Consider the following 19,247-nt stretch of genomic DNA (forward strand, 5'->3'; position numbering starts at 1 on the left):
GGCTAGGCTCCGTCTGATCCTGCGACTACGGGGGTGGCGGATGGAGCCTGCCGCGATCGGCGGGAAGCTGGCGTCCACGCTGGTCGTCTCGCTGCTGAGGAAGCTGGTCCCGGCGGACGGCCCCGGCGCGGGGCTCGTCCCGAAGCCCTTGCGGCTGACGGACCTCGTGTCCTTACGGGGCGAGACACGCGGCCTCGGCGAGAAGGAACTGCGCAAGCTCGCCGCCCACCTGACCGGCCGGGCACTGGACACTCCGGGCGAGCCGCCCTTCCCGACCGCCGAGCGGGAAGCCGTCACCGAGGCTCTGACCCGCAGGCTGCTCGCCCTCGGCGGACTCGACATGGACGACGTCCAGGCCGTACGGCTGGGTGAGTCCGCGCTGGCCCGGCAGCTCAAGCAGGCGGCGCCCGGGTCCGACGGGCTGTCCGCCGACGCCGGACTCTTCCTCGACACGGCCGCCGAGTGGGCCTGCGGCGAGATCCTGGAGTTCTTCACCCGCCGCTCCACCTTCGTGGCCCGCACCGCCGTCGAGCAGAGCCGGGCCCAGGCCAGGACGGGCGCCGACGTCCAGGAACTACTGGCCCGCGTGCCCAGCCCGCAGGCCCAGGACATCGGATTCGAGATCCGGTACCTGGACTACCTCGCACGGAGACACGGCAAGCTCACGATCTACGGCATCGACCTCAGCAACTCGCCGGGCCGCTGGCCGCTGGACGCCGCGTATCTCAGCCTGGAGGCGGTCGGGCGCGGGGACCAGCCGTACGCCTCGTGGCTCGGGCTGCCACCCGCGGGCGCGGTCACCGCCCCCGCCGACGAGGCACTGGCCGGCCACGACCGGGTGCTGCTGCGCGGCGTCGCGGGCTCGGGGAAGACCACGCTGATCCAGTGGCTCGCCGTATCAGCCGCGACCGGGCCGACCGGCCGTATGGCGCATCTCGCCGGCCGCGTCCCGTTCGTGCTGCCGCTGCGCACCGTCACCCGGCACGGTGAACGCCTCCCCGATCCCGCGAGGTTCCTGGCCGCCATCGGCTGCCCGCTCGCCGGGGCGCAGCCGGCCGGCTGGGAGCACCGGGTGCTGACAGCCGGACGCGCTCTCGTGCTGGTCGACGGGCTGGACGAGGTGCCGGAGCCGGAACGGGTACGGGCCCGCGCCTGGCTGCGCGATCTCGTCGAGGCGTTCCCCCGCAACCGCTGGCTGGTCACCTCCCGCCCCTCGGCCGTGGGCGACGACTGGCTCGCCGACGACGGCTTCACCGAGCTGGTGCTCGCCGCGATGAGCCCCTCGGACGTCGCCTCGTTCATCCGGCGCTGGCACCGGGCCGCGACGAGCGGGGACGCGGAGGAGGACGAGCAGCTCGCCGCCTACGAGAGGCAACTCCTGGACGCCGTACGCACCAAACCGGACCTGGGCAGGCTCGCCACCAACCCCCTGATGTGCGGCCTGATCTGCGCCCTGCACCGCGACCGGCGCGGCTATCTGCCGTACGGCCGCAAGGAGTTGTACGAGTCCGCCCTCTCCATGCTGCTGACCCGCCGGGACCGCGAGCGCGACATGGCGGTGCCGGAGCTGAGCGAGGAACCCCAACTCCAGTTGCTGCAGCGCCTCGCGTACTGGCTCATCCGCAACGGTCGTACGGAGATGGACCGCGACCGGGCGGAGAGCATCATCGCCGCATCCCTCCCGGCGGTGCCGGCGGCGTCGGCGCTGGGGGGCGCCGCCGCCGTACTGGACCACTTCCTCGTCCGCACGGGCCTGCTGCTGACCCCCACCCCGGACACCCTCCACTTCGTCCACCGCACCTTCCAGGACTACCTCGGCGCCCGAGCGGCCGTGGAAGCGGGCGACTTCGGCCTGCTCGGCGAGCACGCCGCCGACGACCAGTGGGCGGACGTGATCCGCATGGCCGTGGCCCAGGCCCGCCCTCGCGAACGGGCCGAACTCCTCGGCCTGTTGACGTCCGTCCCCGACAAGCGGGCTCACCTGCTGGCGATGGCCTGCCTGGAACACGCGACGGAACTGGACCCGGCGGTGCGGCAGCAGGCCGAAGACCTGGCGCGTGCGCTGCTGCCACCCCGCACGGCGGAGGAGGCCAGGGAACTGGCCGAGGCCGGTCCCCTGGTCCTGGAGCTGCTGCCGGGCCCGGAGGACCTGACCGAAGAGGAGGCCGAGGCGGTTACGGCCACGGCGGCCCTAGTGGGCACGGATGCGGCGGTGCCAGTGCTGGCCCGGTTCGCGGGGGATGTCTCGGATCGGGTACGGATCACGCTGGCGCGGGCCTGGGAGCGGTTCGACGAGGTCGCTTACGCCGACGAGGTCCTGGCCCATATGGACTCCTCGGACTTCTTCGTCTCCGTCTCCACACCCGAGGCTCTGCGCGCCCTCCCCCGGATCGGCCACCGGACCCAGCTGATCATCGATGGGGCCCATGAACTCGCGGACATCCTGGAGGCGCTGCCGGAGGGCGTGGAGAAGCTCAGCCTGGCGGAGAATCCGTTGCTCGATGATCTACGCCCGCTCACCGCCCTCCGCTCCCTCAGCACCTTGAGCATTGCGGAATGCCCGCTGGTGAGCGATGTCTCGTCCCTGGCGGACCTGGGACTGCGCGAGTTGTCCCTGTATCGGCTCGGCGCCGTCTCCGGCCTCGATCGCCTGAGCACCTTGCGGCACCTCTGGCTGCTGAGCGAGCTGCCCGTCGACCTGCGGACACTGCCCCGTGACGCGCCGCTGACCACGCTGGGCCTGGACGCCGGAGTTCTCGCGACGGGCGGTCTGCGCGGCCTGAGCCACTGGGCGACGCTGGACCAGGTGGACCTGCGGGGCGGAGTCCGGTACGCCGGCCCCGGCGCCTGGTCGGAACTCGCCGCGCTGCCCGAGCTCACCTGGCTCTGCGTTCCCGCGCCTGCCGCGGCTCACTGCGCCGAAGCCCCCGAACTGTCCGGCGTCAGGCTTCTCCACGTCACGGAGGTGGAGGCCGGGGCGGACCTGTCACCGCTGGCCCGGCTGTGCCCCAACGTCCGCACCGTCCGGCTCCTTCCGAAGCAGCCGACGGCGCTGGACGCGTCTGCCTACGCGGCCCACTTCCCGGGCGCCGACGTGGTGGCTCCGCGGCCCCGCCCCTGGGCCCTCTGAGCCCAACGGGTACGGCGAAGGGGCCGGCGCCCCAAGGCACCGGCCCCTTCAACCCGGCCAATCCGCCGGATGCTTACGCGTCCTTGCTCAGGTTGGGACCAGCCCCACCCGCGGCCTGCTCGATCGGCGGGACGTCGGGCAGTGCCGACTTCTCCTCGCCGCGGAAGGTGAAGGTCTGGGCCTCGCCCTCGCCCTCGGTGTCCACGACCACGATGTGACCGGGGCGCAGCTCGCCGAAGAGGATCTTCTCCGAGAGCGTGTCCTCGACCTCGCGCTGGATCGTACGGCGCAGCGGCCGGGCGCCCAGCACCGGGTCGTAACCCTTCTTCGCCAGCAGCTCCTTGGCGGACTGGGAGAGCTCGATGCCCATGTCCCGGTCCTTCAGACGCTCGTCCACCTTGCTGATCATCAGGTCGACGATCCGCAGGATGTCCTCCTGCGTCAGCTGCGGGAAGACGACCACGTCGTCGACGCGGTTGAGGAACTCGGGGCGGAAGTGCTGCTTGAGCTCGTCCGACACCTTGTTCTTCATGCGCTCGTAGTTGGTCTTCGTGTCGCCCGCGGCGGCGAAGCCGAGGTTGAAGCCCTTGGAGATGTCCCGGGTGCCGAGGTTGGTCGTCATGATGATGACCGTGTTCTTGAAGTCCACGACCCGGCCCTGGGAGTCGGTCAGGCGACCGTCCTCCAGGATCTGCAGCAGCGAGTTGAAGATGTCCGGGTGGGCCTTCTCGACCTCGTCGAAGAGGACGACGGAGAACGGCTTGCGGCGGACCTTCTCGGTCAGCTGCCCGCCCTCTTCGTAACCCACGTATCCGGGCGGGGAACCGAAGAGCCGCGACACCGTGTGCTTCTCGCTGAACTCCGACATGTCGAGGGAGATCAGCGCGTCCTCGTCACCGAAGAGGAACTCGGCGAGCGCCTTGGACAGCTCGGTCTTACCGACACCGGACGGGCCGGCGAAGATGAACGAACCGCCCGGACGCTTCGGGTCCTTCAGACCGGCGCGCGTACGACGGATCGCCTTCGACAGCGCCTTGACGGCGTCGACCTGGCCGATGACCCGCTTGTGGAGTTCGTCCTCCATGCGGAGCAGGCGGCTGGACTCCTCCTCGGTCAGCTTGAAGACCGGGATGCCCGTGGCCGTGGCGAGGACCTCGGCGATCAGCTCGCCGTCGACCTCGGCGACGACGTCCATGTCGCCGGCCTTCCACTCCTTCTCCCGCTTGGCCTTGGCGGCCAGGAGCTGCTTCTCCTTGTCGCGCAGGGAGGCGGCCTTCTCGAAGTCCTGCGAGTCGATCGCGGACTCCTTGTCCCGGCGGACGGCGGCGATCTTCTCGTCGAACTCGCGCAGGTCCGGCGGAGCGGTCATCCGGCGGATGCGCATCCGGGAACCGGCCTCGTCGATCAGGTCGATCGCCTTGTCCGGCAGGAAGCGGTCCGAGATGTAGCGGTCGGCCAGGGTGGCGGCCTGGACGAGGGCCTCGTCCGTGATGGAGACGCGGTGATGGGCCTCGTAACGGTCGCGCAGGCCCTTGAGGATCTCGATCGTGTGCGGCAGGGACGGCTCGGCGACCTGGATGGGCTGGAAGCGGCGCTCCAGGGCCGCGTCCTTCTCCAGGTGCTTGCGGTACTCGTCCAGGGTGGTCGCACCGATGGTCTGCAGCTCACCGCGGGCCAGCATCGGCTTCAGGATCGAAGCCGCGTCGATGGCGCCCTCGGCGGCACCCGCACCGACCAGCGTGTGCAGCTCGTCGATGAACAGGATGATGTCGCCGCGGGTGCGGATCTCCTTGAGCACCTTCTTCAGGCGCTCCTCGAAGTCACCGCGGTAGCGGGAGCCGGCGACCAGGGCGCCGAGGTCCAGCGTGTAGAGGTGCTTGTCCTTGAGGGTCTCGGGCACCTCGCCCTTGACGATGGCCTGGGCGAGGCCCTCGACGACGGCGGTCTTGCCGACGCCGGGCTCACCGATCAGGACCGGGTTGTTCTTCGTACGGCGGGACAGCACCTGCATGACCCGCTCGATCTCCTTCTCGCGCCCGATGACCGGGTCGAGCTTGGACTCACGAGCGGCCTGGGTGAGGTTCCGGCCGAACTGGTCGAGGACGAGGGAGGTCGAGGGCGTGCCCTCGGCCGGTCCGCCGGCAGTGGCGGTCTCCTTGCCCTGGTAACCGGAGAGCAGCTGGATGACCTGCTGCCGCACCCGGTTGAGATCTGCGCCCAGCTTGACCAGGACCTGGGCGGCGACGCCCTCGCCCTCACGGATCAGGCCGAGCAGGATGTGCTCCGTGCCGATGTAGTTGTGGCCCAGCTGAAGAGCCTCACGGAGCGACAGCTCCAGGACCTTCTTGGCACGGGGAGTGAAGGGGATGTGCCCGGACGGGGCCTGCTGGCCCTGGCCGATGATCTCCTCCACCTGCTGGCGGACCGCCTCAAGCGAAATGCCGAGGCTCTCCAGGGCCTTAGCGGCGACACCTTCACCCTCGTGGATGAGACCCAGGAGGATGTGCTCGGTGCCGATGTAGTTGTGGTTGAGCATCCGGGCTTCTTCCTGAGCCAGGACGACAACCCGCCGCGCGCGGTCGGTGAACCTCTCGAACATCGTTAATCGCTCCTCAGAGCGGTCAGGCAGTGGGGGGAACTTCCCCTCCCTGTCCTTCCGCAGCTTAGTCCCGCAAGCGGGGACCGCTCATTCCAACTGCCGACACCGTCCTTGGCCTCCTGACCCCGAACGCCGACATCTGCTCCAACCCGATGGTGCGAGACGATGTTCCCGCAGGCCAGGCAGTTACCCCCATCGCCAGTACGCCGATGGCGAACGTGAGACGGCCCGACCTGCGTGTCGCCCCCTCCCACTAGGCATCTCTTACCCGCTGGGACGGACACTCCATGCGGCGCACACCCATTCCCTCCGCTATGGGCGAACAACCTTGCGCCTCCCCGCACCCCCACGCGCCCCCCACTTTCACACTCTGTGCGATCGACAGGACACCCAGCGTAACTTGCCGGTCGCTTCGGCGGTTGCACGTGGCATGGCTGGCCCGGCCCCCTCGGATTCCACTTCCACTTCCACTTCCACGGCCCTCCCGGACCCCACGGCCCACGGGCCCACGGGTCCCGCGAGGCATCAGCTCGCCGTCCTTCCCGCCGTCCTTCCCGCTGTCCATCCCGCCGCCCATACGGTCCCCCTTCCTCGCCGGCCCCTCGATCCGGAACCGGAGCCCTGCGCTCCGACGGCCTGCCCGGACGCCCGGGCCCGTCACTGGTACGAGAACGATCTGGGGTGGGCGACCGTGCCCGGACGGCCGCCGCGGTTGCTCACCGGGGTGCGGTTCGACGTCCTGGACGTGCCGGCCGAGGCGGGCGCGGAGGCGCTCCGGCATCTCGCGCCGGGCTCCCCGGTGGCCCTCAGGGGCGACCGGATGGAGCTGCTGGTGGCCGCGGGCAGCGCGGAGGAGCTGCCGGGGCTGCTGGACTGGCTGGAGTGGAGCGCCGTAGCCCTGGACCTGCGGGTCCTGGGCGCGGGTCACGCGCTGGCGGCTCCGGTCCCGCCCGCCGGGGTGACCGTGCCGGCACCGCCCGGAGCCGCTCCGGTGCGGGCCGGGTCGGTGCAGGGGGCCGCCGTGTGGCTGCGACCCCCTGATCCTGGGGGCGAGGTCGAAGCCTCGCTGCCGGCGATGCCGGCCGTGGGGCGCGAGGGGAGCGCCCCCGATCTCGTACGCCTGGTGGACACGGTGGCAGCGCACTGTCACCGGGTCCGGCTGCGGCGCCTGTGCGCCGGGCTTTCGACCGCCTGCCGACGGGTTCAGCCGTTGGCCTTCTCGTAGGCCTCGCGAATGGACGCGGGAACACGGCCGCGGTCGTTGACCTCGTAGCCGTTCTCCTTCGCCCAGGCGCGGATCGCCGCGGTGTCCTGACTGCCACCGGAAGCGGCACGCGCCTTTCCACGTCCGCCCGAAGCACGGCCACCGGTGCGACGGCCGCCCTTCACATAGGGCTCGAGAAGGCCACGCAGCTTGTCCGCATTGGTGGTCGTGAGATCGATCTCGTACGTCTTGCCGTCCAGCGCGAACGTCACGGTCTCGTCCGCCTCGCCGCCGTCGAGGTCGTCGACAAGAAGGACCTGAACCTTCTGTGCCACCGGATTTCCTTTCATCGATAACGTTGAGGGTCAGGGGTGTGTGGCGTCCCGCCGTTTCGCCGCCCCTGTTATATGCAGTACTGCAGTACGTCGGAAAGCAAACCGCTTTTGCCGGAAAAACACAAACCCCTGGGAGAGGACCGGTAGAGGACCGGCGGGCCGTCTCCGTCCGGAAACATGCGCGTTTCGGACATAGGGCACCTGGGCAAAGACGATCACAGATGCAGAAGCATCCGGCTGTTGCCCAAGGTGTTCGGTTTCACTCGTTCGAGACCGAGGAACTCGGCGACACCCTCGTCATAGGAACGCAAGAGCTCCGCGTACACATCGGTGTCGACCGGCGTCTCCCCGATCTCCACGAAGCCGTGCTTCCCGAAGAAGTCCACTTCGAAGGTCAGGCAGAAAACCCGGCGAACGCCGAGCCAGCGCGCGGTCTGCAGCAACTTCTCCAGCAACCGATGGCCGACGCCGGCGCCCTTGAGGCCCGGGTTCACCGCGAGAGTGCGGACTTCCGCGAGGTCCTCCCACATGACGTGCAGTGCGCCGCAGCCGACCACCTCGGCGTTGTCGTCGCGTTCCGCGACCCAGAACTCCTGGATGTCCTCGTAAAGCGTGACCGTGGCTTTGTCGAGCAGGATGCGGTCACGGGCGTAGGCGTCGAGGAGGTGACGTACGGCCGGGACATCGCCGGTCCGGGCACGCCGGACGGTGATGGCTTTTGCGGAGACTTCGGGACGCTCTGCTGACATGAGCGGACGCTATCGCCCGTCCGCGCCCTCTGCCGAGCCGGGGTTCTCCTCTTCGCGCGGTTCGGGGGCTTCCGGTTCCCGCGGTTCGGGGGCTTCCGGGGTTTCCGGCCCCTGGACGATGCGCACGGCGTCCCTGAGGGCGTGGCGCTGTTCCTCGCTCATCATCCCGAAGAAGGCGACGAGAGCGGCGGCGGGGTTGTCGCTCTGCGACCAGGCGTCGTTCATGAGGGCGGCGGCGTACGCGGCTCGCGTCGAGACGGCCTCATATCGATAGGCCCGCCCTTCCGCCTCGCGGCGCACCCAGCCCTTCTGGTGGAGATTGTCCAAAACGGTCATCACGGTGGTGTACGCGATGGAGCGCTCCTGCTGGAGGTCTTCCAGGACTTCTCGAACGGTCACCGGGCGGTTCCACTTCCACACCCGCGTCATGACCGCGTCTTCGAGTTCTCCCAATGGGCGAGGCACAGCTCAGAACAATAGTGGGAGATCCCGACAATGGCGTGCCGGACGTGCACTAACTCCATGAATAGGAACAAAAAGGGCGTACGACCCGAAGCGGTATGGGGAAGTCACATGGGGATAGCGGCGGCGATAGGCCCGTCGGAGCGTGACGGACCGAAGCGCGACGGACCGAAGCGCGACGGGCCGAAGCGCGACGGGCCGAACTCTGGCCTCGCCCGGGCGTCGCTCAGGCGTCCCTCAGGCGTCGTTGCCTGCGGAGGCCTGGCGCGCACCCTCCGCGCGCGCGAGGGCGGCGTCGACGGCCGCGTCCTCCTTGGCCTTGGCGGCCCCGCCCTGGGTCTTCACGATCACCCTGACCACACCGATGAAGAACACGGCCATCACGACCGGAGGCACGAGCGCGGAGACGTAGTCCATGCCCCCAGAGTAGCCACGGCGACCGACACGAAAGGGGCGGGGTACGCATATCCCGCACCCCGCAAGCCGCCGACGGGAAATCGCGTCCGGCCGAAGGCCGGGCCGGGGCGGTCAGCCCGCGGCGAGTTGGCGGGTTTCGGCCGGATCCGCCGGAGGCACCGGCTTGCGGCGCGGGAAGACCTCCCCCGGCGTCGGGATGGGCCGCTTCGGCGCCGCCGGCTCCGTGGCGGGCCGCTCCGCAGGCGTCGGCGCGGGCTTCGGCGCCGGTTTCTGCCCGGGCTTCGGCGACTCCTCGCCCTGCCCCGCCCCGGCACCCTGGGCCGCGCCGCCCGGAAGGGCCAGCAGGCGGGCCCGTGCGGGCGGCACGGCCGGCGCGGGGGCGCTCCTGGGCCCTTGGGCGAACCGGGCCCGTACGTCCTGCTCGGCCAGCGTCCGGCAGCGGTCCAGCAGCGCGGCCGCCACCGGGTTCCCGCGCAGCGCACGCAGCGCCGCGAGATCGTCCGGCGTCGGCCGGTGCCCGGCGCCCAGCGCCTCCTCCAGGAGGGCGAGATAGCCCGCCGCGGCGCCCGGGAGCGCGGCCCGGTACCGGCCGAGGTCGGCCACCAGGAACGCGCGCATTCTCGCCCCCTCGCGCATCGCCTCGTCGAGCGACTCGGCGAGCCGGAAACAGTCCTGGACGTCGTCGGTGGACGCTTGGCCGGAGTGAAGGGCGAGGGCGAGGGCGCGGCGGAGCACACGCAGCTCCTCCACGCCGAACGCCATGCCGCCGCGGGATCCGTATGGCGTGGGCATGCGGCGACGCTACCGCTAATCGGACAAAAGTGACGAATTGGACTGTTGTTTCGCCGCGTGTCGCTCCCTGTTTCCCTCGACCGGGGCTACGTTCCCCTCGGCCGGGTCCACACCCCCGCGGCACCGGCGCCCCGCACGGGCGCCGGCCCCCTCACGCAGGCCCCCTCACGCCGTTCCTCTCACAGCCGCGACACGTTCCGCTCGTACACCAGGCGCAGCCCGATCAGCGTCAGCCACGGCTGGTGCTCGTCGATCACCGAGGACTCCCCCAGCACCATCGGCGCGAGCCCGCCCGTGGCGATCACCCGCACGTCGTCGGGATCGTCGGCGAGCTCCCGGGCCATCCGGCCGACGACCCCGTCGACCTGCCCGGCGAAGCCGTACACGATGCCCGACTGCATGGCCTCGACGGTGTTCTTGCCGATCACGCTGCGCGGCCGGGCCACCTCGATCTTCCGCAGCTGCGCGCCCTTGACGCCGAGCGCCTCCACGGAGATCTCGATGCCGGGCGCGATGACCCCGCCGACGTACTCCCCGCGCGCGGAGACCGCGTCGAACGTGGTCGCCGTACCGAAGTCGACGACGATCGCCGGGCCGCCGTACAGCTCGACGGCCGCGACCGCGTTGATGATCCGGTCCGCGCCGACCTCCTTGGGGTTGTCGGTGAGGATCGGCACGCCCGTCTTCACGCCCGGCTCGACCAGGACGGCGGGTACGTCGCCGTAGTAGCGCCGGGTGACCTCGCGCAGTTCGTGCAGCACCGACGGGACGGTCGCGCAGATCGCGATGCCGTCGATGCCGTCGCCCAGCTCCTCGCCGAGCAGCGGGTGCATGCCCATCAGGCCCTGGAGCAGCACCGCCAGCTCGTCCGCCGTACGGCGCGCGTCCGTGGAGATGCGCCAGTGCTCGACGATGTCCTCGCCGTCGAACAGGCCGAGGACGGTGTGCGTGTTGCCGACGTCGATCGTGAGGAGCATCGCCGTTACTCCGCCTCGCGCAGGTCCAGGCCGATGTCCAGGATCGGCGAGGAGTGGGTGAGCGCGCCGACCGCCAGGAAGTCCACGCCGGTGTCGGCATACATGCGCGCGATGTCGAGGGTGAGCCGCCCGGAGGCCTCCAGCAGGGCCCGCCCGCGGACGATCCCGACCGCCTCCGCGCACTCCTCGGGCGTGAAGTTGTCCAGCAGGATCAGGTCGGCACCCGCCTCCACGACCTCGCGCAGCTGGTGCAGGGTGTCGACCTCGACCTCGATCGGCACGTCCGGGAAGGCCTCCCGTACGGCCTTGAAGGCCTGTGCGACGCCGCCGGCGGCGACCACGTGGTTGTCCTTCACCAGGGCCGCGTCGGACAGCGACATACGGTGGTTGACGCCGCCGCCGCAGCGCACGGCGAACTTCTCCAGCGAGCGCAGGCCCGGCGTCGTCTTGCGGGTGTCGCGGACCTTCGTCTTCGTGCCCTCCAGCGCGTCCGCCCACGCGCGCGTGGCGGTCGCGATGCCGGACAGGCGGCACAGGATGTTCAGCGCGCTGCGCTCGGCGGTCAGCAGGTCACGCGTGCGTGTGGTGACCGACAGCAGCTTCTGCCCGGCCTCGATCCGGTCGCCGTCCTCGACATGCCGCTCGACCTCGAACTCGTCCGCGCAGACCACGGAGAGCACGGCCTCGGCGACCCGGAGGCCCGCCACGACGCCGGCCTCGCGCGCGGTGAAGTCGCCGGTGGCCACCGCCTCCTCGGGAATGGTGGCGACGGTCGTCACGTCCACGCCGCCGTCCAGGTCCTCCTGGATGGCCACGTTGGCCACGTCCTCGACCTCGATCGGGTCGAGCCCGGCGGCGGCCAGCAGCTCGGCGAGCGCGGGGTCGAGCCCGCTTTCCAGGTACTCCTCGTCACCCTCGGCGCCGCAGGCGCAGCCGTCGCCGCAACCGCCGGCGGAGGCGAGGGGAAGATCGTCGGTGCTCACGTTCGTCACTGCTCCTGGACGCTGGGGTGTTACCGGGTAGGGGGGAAGTCTGCGGTGTCCGTGGTGCGTACGGCCAGCGACCGGTCCGGATTGAGCCGTACGACGATGTGGCGCCGCCAGTGGGCGTCGTCGCGCTCGGCGGTGTCCTCGCGCCAGTGGCAGCCGCGGGTCTCCTCGCGCAGCCGCGCGGCGGCGACCAGGACGCGGGCGACGCACAGGAGGTTCGTGGCCTCCCAGGTGTCGACGCCGGGCTCGGCGGTCTTGCCGTTCTCGGCGAGGGCGTCGCGGGCGTCCGTGTGCAGCTGCTGCAGCTGTCCGGCGGCCCGGGCGAGGGACTCCTCCGAGCGCAGCACGGCGGCGCCCTCGGTCATGATCCGCTGGATGGCGAAGCGGGTCTCGGGGGCGAGCAGCGGGTGCTCGGGCTTCTCGGGGTGCGGGACCGGTGCGGGCACGCGCGCGTGGAGGCCGTTCTCGGCACGGGCGGCGGCGATGTCGTCGGCGATCCGCTCGGCGTAGACGAGGCCTTCGAGGAGGGAGTTGGAGGCGAGCCGGTTGGCGCCGTGCACACCGGTGCAGGCGACCTCGCCGCACGCGTACAGGCCGGGCACGGTCGTACGGCCCCGGGCGTCGGTGCGGACGCCTCCGGAGGCGTAGTGGGCGGCCGGAGCGATCGGGATGGGCTCGGTGACCGGGTCGATGCCGTTGGCGCGGCACGCGGCCAGGATCGTCGGGAAGCGGTGCTCCCACATGCCGGCGCCGAAGTGCCGGGCGTCGAGGAACATGTGCTCGGCGCCCTGCTCCAGCATCCGCCGCAGGATGCCCTTGGCGACGATGTCCCGCGGCGCCAGCTCGGCCAGCTCGTGCTGCCCGACCATGAAGCGCACGCCGTCGGCGTCGACCAGGTGGGCGCCCTCGCCGCGCACCGCCTCGGAGACCAGCGGCTGCTGGCCCTCGGCGTCCGCGCCGAGGAACAGCACGGTCGGGTGGAACTGCACGAACTCCAGGTCGGAGATCTCGGCGCCCGCGCGCAGCGCCAGCGCCACGCCGTCGCCGGTCGACACGGACGGGTTGGTGGTCGCGGAGAACACCTGGCCCATGCCGCCGGTCGCGAGGACCACCGCGGGGGCGTGCACAGCGCCCACGCCGTCGTGCTGGCCCTCGCCCATCACGTGCAGCGTGACACCGGCCGTACGGCCCTCGGCGTCGGTCAGCAGGTCCAGCACGAGCGCGTTCTCGATGGTGTGCAGCCCACGCGCGCGTACGGCCTCCACGAGCGCCCGGGAGACCTCCGCGCCGGTCGCGTCACCGCCCGCGTGCGCGATCCGGCGCCGGTGGTGGCCGCCCTCGCGGGTGAGGTGGATGTCGCCCTCGTCGTCGGTGTCGAAGTGCGCGCCGGTGGAGATCAGCCGCCGTACGGCGTCGGGGCCCTCGGTGACGAGGATCCGCACGGCCTCCTCGTCGCACAGGCCCGCGCCGGCCACCAGCGTGTCCTCAAGGTGCTGTTCAGGCGTGTCGCCGTCGCCGATCGCGGCGGCGATGCCGCCCTGCGCCCAGCGCGTGGAGCCGTCGTCGAGGCGGGCCTTGGTGACGACGACGGTCGTCAGGCCCGCGGCCTCGCAGCGCAGGGCCGCGGTCAGGCCGGCCACTCCGGAGCCGACGACGACCACGTCGGCGGAGATGGCCCAGCCGGGGGCGGGCGCGTGCAGTCGTATGCCTGTGCTGGTGCCTGTGCTGGTCACGAGGCGGCTCCGAAGGTGAGAGGAAGGTTGTCGATCAACCGGGTCGTGCCGACCCGCGCGGCGACGGCGAGGACGGCCTCGCCGGTGAAGCCGTCGCCGATCTCGGTGAAGTCGGACGGGTCGACGAGGGCGAGGTAGTCGAGTTCCAGCGGCGGGGCGAAGCGGGCGGCCTCGTCCAGCACCTGGCGGGCGGCCGCGCGGACGGCCGCCGGGCCGCCGGGGGACGCCGTGGCGACCGCGTGCGCGTCAGCGGCCGCACGGGACTCCCCGAGGGCGCTCAGCGCCTCGGCACGCGCGTGCGTGGAGGGCACTTCGCGGGCACGCGCGCGCAACGCCTCCTGCGCGGCGTGCCGGTCGCGGCCGGCGAACAGCGCGCGGGACAGCGCGAGCGCGGTCAGCCGCTCCTCCGGCGAGAGATAGCGGTTGCGGCTGGACAGGGCGAGCCCGTCCGCCTCGCGCACGGTGGGTACGGCGATGATCTCGACGCCGAAGTTCAGGTCCCGCACCATGCGCCGGATCAGGGCCAGCTGCTGGGCGTCCTTCTGCCCGAACAGGGCCACGTCGGGGCGGGTGAGATGCAGCAGCTTGGCGACCACGGTGAGCATGCCGTCGAAGTGCCCGGGCCGTGAGCCGCCCTCCAGGCGCTCGCCCATGGGACCCGCGGTGATGCGGACCTGCGGCTCGCCGCCGGGGTAGACCTCGTCCACGGAGGGCGCGAACACCGCGTCCGCACCGGCCTGTTCGGCGATCTTCAGGTCGGCTTCGAGGGTGCGCGGATAGCGGTCCAGGTCCTCGCCCGCGCCGAACTGCAGGGGGTTGACGAAGACGGTGACGACGACCTCGCCGGCCGGGCCGGCGATCTCGCGCGCGGAGCGGATCAGGGTGGCGTGGCCCTCGTGCAGGGCGCCCATGGTCATCACGACGGCGCGGCGGCCGCTGCGCACACGCGCGTGCAGCTCTTCGGCGGTACTCAGCAGGGCGGTGGTCATCGGTCGTTCCCCTCGGTGCCGTGAGTGCCTCTCGTGCCGCCGGTCCCGTCGGCCAGCACGCCGAGCAGGTCCTCGGCGAGTTCGGGCTTCAGCAGGCCGTGCGCGAGCGCCCGGTCGGCGGTCGCGCGGGCCATCGCGACGTAGCCCGCGACGGTCTGCGGGGCGTGCTTGCGCAGCTCGGTGATGTGCGCGGCGACCGTGCCGGCGTCCCCACGCGCGACGGGCCCGGTGAGCGCCGCGTCGCCCGAGCGCAGCGCGTTGTCCAGGGCGGCGCCGAGGAGCGGGCCGAGCATCCGGTCGGGCGCCTCCACGCCTGCCGCGCGCAGCAGCTCCATGGACTGGGCGACCAGGGTCACGAGGTGGTTGGCGCCGAGCGCGAGGGCCGCGTGGTAGAGCGGGCGGTTCTGCTCGCTGATCCACTCCGGTTCGCCGCCCATCTCGATCACGAGGGCCTCGGCGGCGAGGCGCAGTTCCTCGGGCGCCGTGACGCCGAAGGAGCAGCCGGCGAGGCGCTGGACGTCCACGGGGGTACCGGTGAAGGTCATCGCCGGGTGCAGCGCCAGCGGCAGCGCGCCCGCGCGCGTGGCCGGGTCGAGGACCCCCGCGCCGTAGCGGCCGGAGGTGTGCACGAGCAGCTGTCCCGGCCGCACCGCGCCGGTCTCGGCGAGGCCGTCGACCAGGCCGGGCAGGACGTCGTCGGGGACGGTGAGCAGCACCAGGTCGGCGCGGGCCAGGACCTCGGCGGGCGGCACCAACGGCACGTCCGGGAGCATGGTCTCGGCGCGCCTGCGGGAGGCGTCGGAGACTCCGGAGACGGCCACCGGGCGGTGGCCGGCGAGCTGGAGGGACGCGGCGAGCGCGGGGCCCACGCGGCCGGCGCCGACGACGCCGACGGTGAGCCGCGCGGGGCGGTCCTTGAGGTCTGGCTGGTGGACTGTACTCACGCGACGGCGGCCTTCCCGTTCCAGTCCGCTCTGGGTACCGGACGATTTCTCGTCATGTTAACGCTATCTCGGTCCGGCGTGGATCGGTCGTCCACAGGCTGTGGGTTTCACCACGCCGCCGCACCGCCACGCCGTCGCACCGCCGCGCGGAAACCCCGGTGCCCCGGCAAGCCGGGCAGGGCATGATCGCGCGCATGAGCGATACGGCGGAACAGGACGAGAAACGAGCGAGGTACGAGCGACGCCTGGCCGCTCTCAAAGCGGCGCGCCGCGTGCTGTGGCGCCCCGGCTTCGAGGCCACGATCCGGGACCGGCTGGACCTGCTGACGCAAACGGCTCCGCAGGTCTACGACCTGGACAAGCAGGCGGACATGTACGGCGGCCGGATCGTCACCGCCCTGGAGGAACGGGTCGCCGGCCTGCTCGGAACGGAGGCCGCCGCCTTCTTCCCGACCGGCACGATGGCCCAGCAGGTGGCGCTGCGCTGCTGGGCGGCCCGCACCGGCAACCCCACGGTCGCGCTGCACCCCCTCGCCCACCCCGAAGTTCATGAACGGAATGCGTTCAGCCAGGTCAGCGGCCTGCGCCCGGTACAGGTGACAAGCGAGCCCCGGCTGCCCACGGCCGCGGAGATACGCGACTTCGACGAGCCCTTCGGCGCGCTCATGCTGGAACTGCCGCTCCGGGACGCCGGTTATCTGCTGCCCACGTGGGAGGAGCTGACCGAGGTCGTGGAGGCGGCGCGGGAGCGCGACGCGGTGGTGCACTTCGACGGCGCGCGCCTGTGGGAGACCACCGTGCACTTCGGCCGCCCCCTGGAGGAGATCGCCGGCCTCGCCGACACCGTCTACGTGTCGTTCTACAAGTCCCTCGGCGGTTTCGGCGGCGCCGCGCTGGCCGGTCCGAAGACCCTGATCGAGGAGGCGAGGACCTGGCAGCACCGGTACGGCGGGATGGTCTTCCAGCAGTTCCCGACGGTGCTGTCGGCGCTTGCCGGGCTGGAGACGGAGCTGCCCCGGCTGCCGGAGTACGTGCGGCACGCGCGCGTGGTGGCCGCCGCGCTGCGCGAGGGTTTCGCCGCGGCCGGGCTGCCCTGGGCACGCGTCCACCCGGAGGTGCCGCACACCCACCAGTTCCGGGTGTGGCTGCCGTACGACCCGGACGTGCCGGCCGAGGCCGCGATACGACAGGCGGAGGAGACCTCGGTGGGCCTGTTCGCACGCGGCTGGGACCGCGGCGGACCGGACCTGGCGTTCACGGAGGTCACGGTCGGCGCGGCGGGCCTGGAGTGGACGGCGGACGACGTACGGGCGGCCGTAGCGGACTTCGTGGAGCGGCTGCCCGCGCCGTGATCACGGGACGCGTGGCGTGATCACGGGACGCGTGGCGTGATCACGGGACGCGTGGCGTGATCACGGGACGCGTGGCGTGATCGCAGGACTCACGAGGTGGTCGCAGCGCGCCGGGTGATCACAGCGCGCGCGGGTGCAGCCACCGGCGCAGGGCGTAGCGCACGCGCCCCCGCGCCGGGCGCTCGGCGATCACCGCTTGGAAGCGCCGGTGGTCGCGCACTTCGCGGACCGCGTCGACGTCGTGCCGGCCGGGCGCGGGCGGCTCCGGTTCGCCGAGTACACGGGCGCGGTAGCTGTCGAGGAGGTACTGCTGGGTGATGCTCATGGCGGATCGCCTTCTCGGAAGATCTCGGGACTCTCGGCACTCGGAAGGTCTCGGGACTCTCGGCACATGGACATGTTCACCGACCGCTCGGTGACCGTTCGGGCTCCGCGGCTGCCCCGGTGCCTCCAGACTGCCCCTGGCCAGGGCGGCTGTCCCGTGGATTGACGACTGCCGTCAATCCACGGCGCCGCTGTCAGTGGCCGGGTGCACGATGGAGGGCATGAGCGTGACCATCGACATCACCGGACTCGCCATCGACGGGGGTACCCCCGGCTCGGGTGAAGCCGAGCGGTGGGCGAGAGTCGCCTTCGTGCCTTCTCCGCTGAAGGAACTGGGGATGGCCCTGCACGCCCTCAGCGACCCCGGCCACCACCCCGGCCTCCAGGGCTGGGTGGCCGCCGTCTCGTCCCGCCTGGACCCCTGCCTGGCCGACCGGCTGTGCGAGGCGGACTTCCTGTGGCGTACGACGTTCTCGGACGTCTTCTCCCCGTTCGCGGCCCTCCCCGGCGGCCACGCGCTCCCCGGCGCCACGCTCGCCGAGGAACTGGACCAGCTGGACAAGCTGACGGACGATCAGTTCGTCACCGCCGCACTGGAGTTCACCTGCCAGCTGCGCTACGACGTCCAGGATCCCGGCAGCCCCCTGACCGACCCGGAGCTGCGCTGCCGTGCCCTGGAACTGGCCGCCGCCCGCGGTGCCGTACAGGAACGGTTCACGCGCCGGCTGCTGGAGGACCCGCCGGTCGTCCGCGCGTGGTTCCGGCAGCTGATGCTCGACTGCGACGAGGCCTTCTTCGCCGGCACCTGGGCCCGGCTCCAGCCCCAGCTCGTCGCCGACGCCCGGCACAAGACCGAACTGCTCCGCCGCAAGGGCCTCGGGGAAGCCCTCGCGTCCCTCTCCGGGGCCGTCTCGCTGGACGAGGAAGCCGCGCTCATCACGATCGACAAGCTGACGGTGGGCCGGGCCGCCACGGGCGACGGCGGCCTGGTCCTGGTGCCGACCAGCCTCGGCTGGCCGCACGTCCTGGTCCTGCGCAGACACGGCTGGCAGCCGTCGATCTCCTATCCCGCGAGCGGCTCCCGCCCGCAGGCCCCGTCCGTGGAGCAGCTCACCCGCCGCATGGAGGCACTGGCCCACCCGGTGCGGATGCGCCTGTGCCGGAACCTGGCGCGAGCTCCGCACACCACGAGCGAACTGGCCGACGCGCACGGCATGTCGGCGCCCGAGATATCCCGGCACCTGGCGGTGCTGAAGAAGGCGGGCCTGATCACCCACTGCCGCCGCGGCCGGTACGTCCAGCACGAGCTGGACCTGACAGCGGTGGCCCGGCTGGGCAGCGACTTCATCGAGGGCGTCCTGCGCTGACGTACGCCGCAGCGCGACAGGGCAGGCCGCAGCGCGACGCTGCAGTGGCGGTGGCGGCCGGGGTGCACCGGCACCCCGCCCCAGCGGGCTTCGGCTGTCGTGGCGGGGCTGTCGTGGCGGGGGCTGCACTGACGGCTCGGAGGCGCCGGGGTCAGCCCTGGCCGCGAGGGCCTGCGCGACTCCTCGGCGTGACCGGTCTCAGCCGTGCCCGCCCGCGCGCACCAGGCCCGTCTCGTAGGCCAGCACCACCACCTGGACCCGGTCGCGCAGACCGAGCTTGGTCAGGATGCGGCCCACGTGGGTCTTCACCGTCGCCTCGCTCAGCACCAGCCGGGCCGCGATCTCGCCGTTGGACAGGCCCTGCGCGACCAGCACCATCACCTCGCGCTCCCGGTCGGTGAGCCGCCCCAGCTCCTTGTGCTGCGGCTCCTTGCCGGCGGAGGGCAGCATCGGCGCGAAGCGGTCCAGCAGGCGCCGGGTGGTGGAGGGCGCCACGACCGCGTCGCCGCTGTGCACCGAGCGGATCGCGGCCAGCAGGTCACCGGGCGGTACGTCCTTGAGCATGAAGCCGGAGGCGCCCGCCTTCAGCCCCGAGAAGGCGTACTCGTCCAGGTCGAACGTGGTCAGGATCAGCACCTTGGGCGGGTCGGGCTCGGCACAGATCCGCCGGGTGGTCTCCACACCGTCCAGTTTCGGCATACGGACGTCCATCAGGACGACGTCGACGGGCGTGGACCGCAGCACCTGCAGGGCCTCGACGCCATCGCCCGCCTCCGCGACGACCTCCATGTCCGGCTGGGCGGCGAGCACCATCCGGAACCCGGTGCGCAGCAGCACCTGGTCGTCGACGAGCATCACGCGGATCGTCATCGGGCCTCTTTCGT

Annotated in this window: 16 protein-coding genes and 1 pseudogene; 4 read left to right on the top strand and 13 right to left on the bottom strand. The window is 71.8% G+C overall.

Annotated elements, in window-relative coordinates; all coding sequences use genetic code 11:
* Positions 1-40: 40 nt before the first annotated feature.
* Entirely contained in the window at positions 41-3,130 is a 3,090-nt protein-coding gene (locus AB5L52_RS19545) for an NACHT domain-containing NTPase (protein WP_369365278.1), read from the top strand.
* Positions 3,131-3,203: 73 nt separating this feature from the next.
* On the opposite strand, the gene AB5L52_RS19550 is transcribed toward AB5L52_RS19545, so the two are convergent.
* Complete coding sequence (locus AB5L52_RS19550; RefSeq protein ID WP_351031651.1) at positions 3,204-5,729, bottom strand: ATP-dependent Clp protease ATP-binding subunit; 2,526 nt, start codon at positions 5,727-5,729, stop codon at positions 3,204-3,206.
* Between the two features lie 655 nt (positions 5,730-6,384).
* Between AB5L52_RS19550 and AB5L52_RS19555 the strand changes: the two are divergent.
* A pseudogene (locus AB5L52_RS19555) lies at positions 6,385-6,954 on the top strand (SCO3374 family protein); the annotation flags it as partial.
* Here the strand turns inward: AB5L52_RS19555 and AB5L52_RS19560 are convergent.
* The 10 genes from AB5L52_RS19560 to AB5L52_RS19605 all read right to left on the bottom strand — a co-directional run bounded on the left by AB5L52_RS19560 (position 6,933) and on the right by AB5L52_RS19605 (position 15,320).
* Complete coding sequence (locus tag AB5L52_RS19560) at positions 6,933-7,268, bottom strand: Lsr2 family protein (protein WP_351031652.1); 336 nt, start codon at positions 7,266-7,268, stop codon at positions 6,933-6,935. The pseudogene AB5L52_RS19555 and the gene AB5L52_RS19560 sit on opposite strands and share 22 nt — an antisense overlap.
* Before the next feature lie 215 nt (positions 7,269-7,483).
* On the bottom strand, positions 7,484-8,017 hold the full coding sequence (locus tag AB5L52_RS19565; protein ID WP_351031655.1) for an amino-acid N-acetyltransferase: 534 nt from the start codon (positions 8,015-8,017) through the stop codon (positions 7,484-7,486).
* Between the two features lie 9 nt (positions 8,018-8,026).
* Complete coding sequence (locus AB5L52_RS19570) at positions 8,027-8,482, bottom strand: BlaI/MecI/CopY family transcriptional regulator (protein WP_351577476.1); 456 nt, start codon at positions 8,480-8,482, stop codon at positions 8,027-8,029.
* Positions 8,483-8,716: 234 nt separating this feature from the next.
* Positions 8,717-8,896, bottom strand: coding sequence for a hypothetical protein (locus AB5L52_RS19575; protein ID WP_351031660.1), 180 nt, complete (start codon positions 8,894-8,896; stop codon positions 8,717-8,719).
* Positions 8,897-9,007: 111 nt separating this feature from the next.
* Positions 9,008-9,658 (bottom strand): hypothetical protein, encoded by a 651-nt coding sequence (locus tag AB5L52_RS19580; protein ID WP_351577541.1) that lies wholly within the window; start codon positions 9,656-9,658, stop codon positions 9,008-9,010.
* 209 nt (positions 9,659-9,867) lie between these two features.
* Positions 9,868-10,665 (bottom strand): type III pantothenate kinase, encoded by a 798-nt coding sequence (locus AB5L52_RS19585; protein ID WP_153540962.1) that lies wholly within the window; start codon positions 10,663-10,665, stop codon positions 9,868-9,870.
* A 5-nt stretch (positions 10,666-10,670) separates the two neighbouring features.
* Complete coding sequence (gene nadC / locus AB5L52_RS19590; RefSeq protein ID WP_351031663.1) at positions 10,671-11,648, bottom strand: carboxylating nicotinate-nucleotide diphosphorylase; 978 nt, start codon at positions 11,646-11,648, stop codon at positions 10,671-10,673.
* Positions 11,649-11,677: 29 nt separating this feature from the next.
* Entirely contained in the window at positions 11,678-13,387 is a 1,710-nt protein-coding gene (locus tag AB5L52_RS19595) for an L-aspartate oxidase (protein ID WP_369365282.1), read from the bottom strand.
* Positions 13,384-14,376 (bottom strand): pantoate--beta-alanine ligase, encoded by a 993-nt coding sequence (gene panC / locus AB5L52_RS19600; protein ID WP_369365284.1) that lies wholly within the window; start codon positions 14,374-14,376, stop codon positions 13,384-13,386. The genes AB5L52_RS19595 and panC overlap by 4 nt, the downstream gene beginning before the upstream one ends.
* Positions 14,373-15,320, bottom strand: coding sequence for a DUF2520 domain-containing protein (locus AB5L52_RS19605; RefSeq protein ID WP_351031672.1), 948 nt, complete (start codon positions 15,318-15,320; stop codon positions 14,373-14,375). Before AB5L52_RS19605 ends, panC begins: the two co-directional genes overlap by 4 nt.
* Positions 15,321-15,514: 194 nt before the next feature.
* Between AB5L52_RS19605 and AB5L52_RS19610 the strand changes: the two genes are divergently transcribed.
* A complete protein-coding gene (locus AB5L52_RS19610) occupies positions 15,515-16,672 on the top strand; it encodes a low specificity L-threonine aldolase (protein ID WP_369365286.1) in 1,158 nt (385 codons plus the stop codon).
* A 118-nt stretch (positions 16,673-16,790) separates the two neighbouring features.
* Here the strand turns inward: AB5L52_RS19610 and AB5L52_RS19615 are convergent, their stop codons facing one another.
* Positions 16,791-16,997, bottom strand: a complete 207-nt coding sequence (locus tag AB5L52_RS19615; RefSeq protein WP_351031676.1) for a hypothetical protein — start codon at positions 16,995-16,997, stop codon at positions 16,791-16,793.
* 220 nt (positions 16,998-17,217) lie between these two features.
* Between AB5L52_RS19615 and AB5L52_RS19620 the strand changes: the two genes are divergently transcribed.
* The gene (locus AB5L52_RS19620; RefSeq protein ID WP_351031679.1) at positions 17,218-18,363 is read left to right on the top strand and encodes a DUF5937 family protein; all 1,146 of its coding nucleotides are present in this window, start codon (positions 17,218-17,220) and stop codon (positions 18,361-18,363) included.
* A gap of 198 nt (positions 18,364-18,561) precedes the next feature.
* On the opposite strand, the gene AB5L52_RS19625 is transcribed toward AB5L52_RS19620, so the two are convergent.
* Positions 18,562-19,233 carry a response regulator gene (locus AB5L52_RS19625; RefSeq protein WP_369365287.1) on the bottom strand — a complete coding sequence of 224 codons (672 nt, stop codon included), beginning with the start codon at positions 19,231-19,233 and terminating at the stop codon, positions 18,562-18,564.
* Positions 19,234-19,247 lie beyond the last annotated feature (14 nt).

The sequence above is a fragment of the Streptomyces sp. CG4 genome, assembly GCF_041080655.1.
In the GTDB taxonomy this organism is placed as follows: domain Bacteria; phylum Actinomycetota; class Actinomycetes; order Streptomycetales; family Streptomycetaceae; genus Streptomyces.

Coding starts and splice junctions, on each gene's coding strand:
- AB5L52_RS19545 (WP_369365278.1), top strand. CDS start 41: ATGGAGCCTGCCGCGATCGGCGGGAAGCTGGCGTCCACGCTGGTCGTC.
- AB5L52_RS19550 (WP_351031651.1), bottom strand. CDS start 5,729: ATGTTCGAGAGGTTCACCGACCGCGCGCGGCGGGTTGTCGTCCTGGCT.
- AB5L52_RS19565 (WP_351031655.1), bottom strand. CDS start 8,017: ATGTCAGCAGAGCGTCCCGAAGTCTCCGCAAAAGCCATCACCGTCCGG.
- AB5L52_RS19575 (WP_351031660.1), bottom strand. CDS start 8,896: ATGGACTACGTCTCCGCGCTCGTGCCTCCGGTCGTGATGGCCGTGTTC.
- AB5L52_RS19580 (WP_351577541.1), bottom strand. CDS start 9,658: ATGGCGTTCGGCGTGGAGGAGCTGCGTGTGCTCCGCCGCGCCCTCGCC.
- AB5L52_RS19585 (WP_153540962.1), bottom strand. CDS start 10,665: ATGCTCCTCACGATCGACGTCGGCAACACGCACACCGTCCTCGGCCTG.
- panC (WP_369365284.1), bottom strand. CDS start 14,376: ATGACCACCGCCCTGCTGAGTACCGCCGAAGAGCTGCACGCGCGTGTG.
- AB5L52_RS19610 (WP_369365286.1), top strand. CDS start 15,515: ATGAGCGATACGGCGGAACAGGACGAGAAACGAGCGAGGTACGAGCGA.
- AB5L52_RS19615 (WP_351031676.1), bottom strand. CDS start 16,997: ATGAGCATCACCCAGCAGTACCTCCTCGACAGCTACCGCGCCCGTGTA.
- AB5L52_RS19620 (WP_351031679.1), top strand. CDS start 17,218: ATGAGCGTGACCATCGACATCACCGGACTCGCCATCGACGGGGGTACC.
- AB5L52_RS19625 (WP_369365287.1), bottom strand. CDS start 19,233: ATGACGATCCGCGTGATGCTCGTCGACGACCAGGTGCTGCTGCGCACC.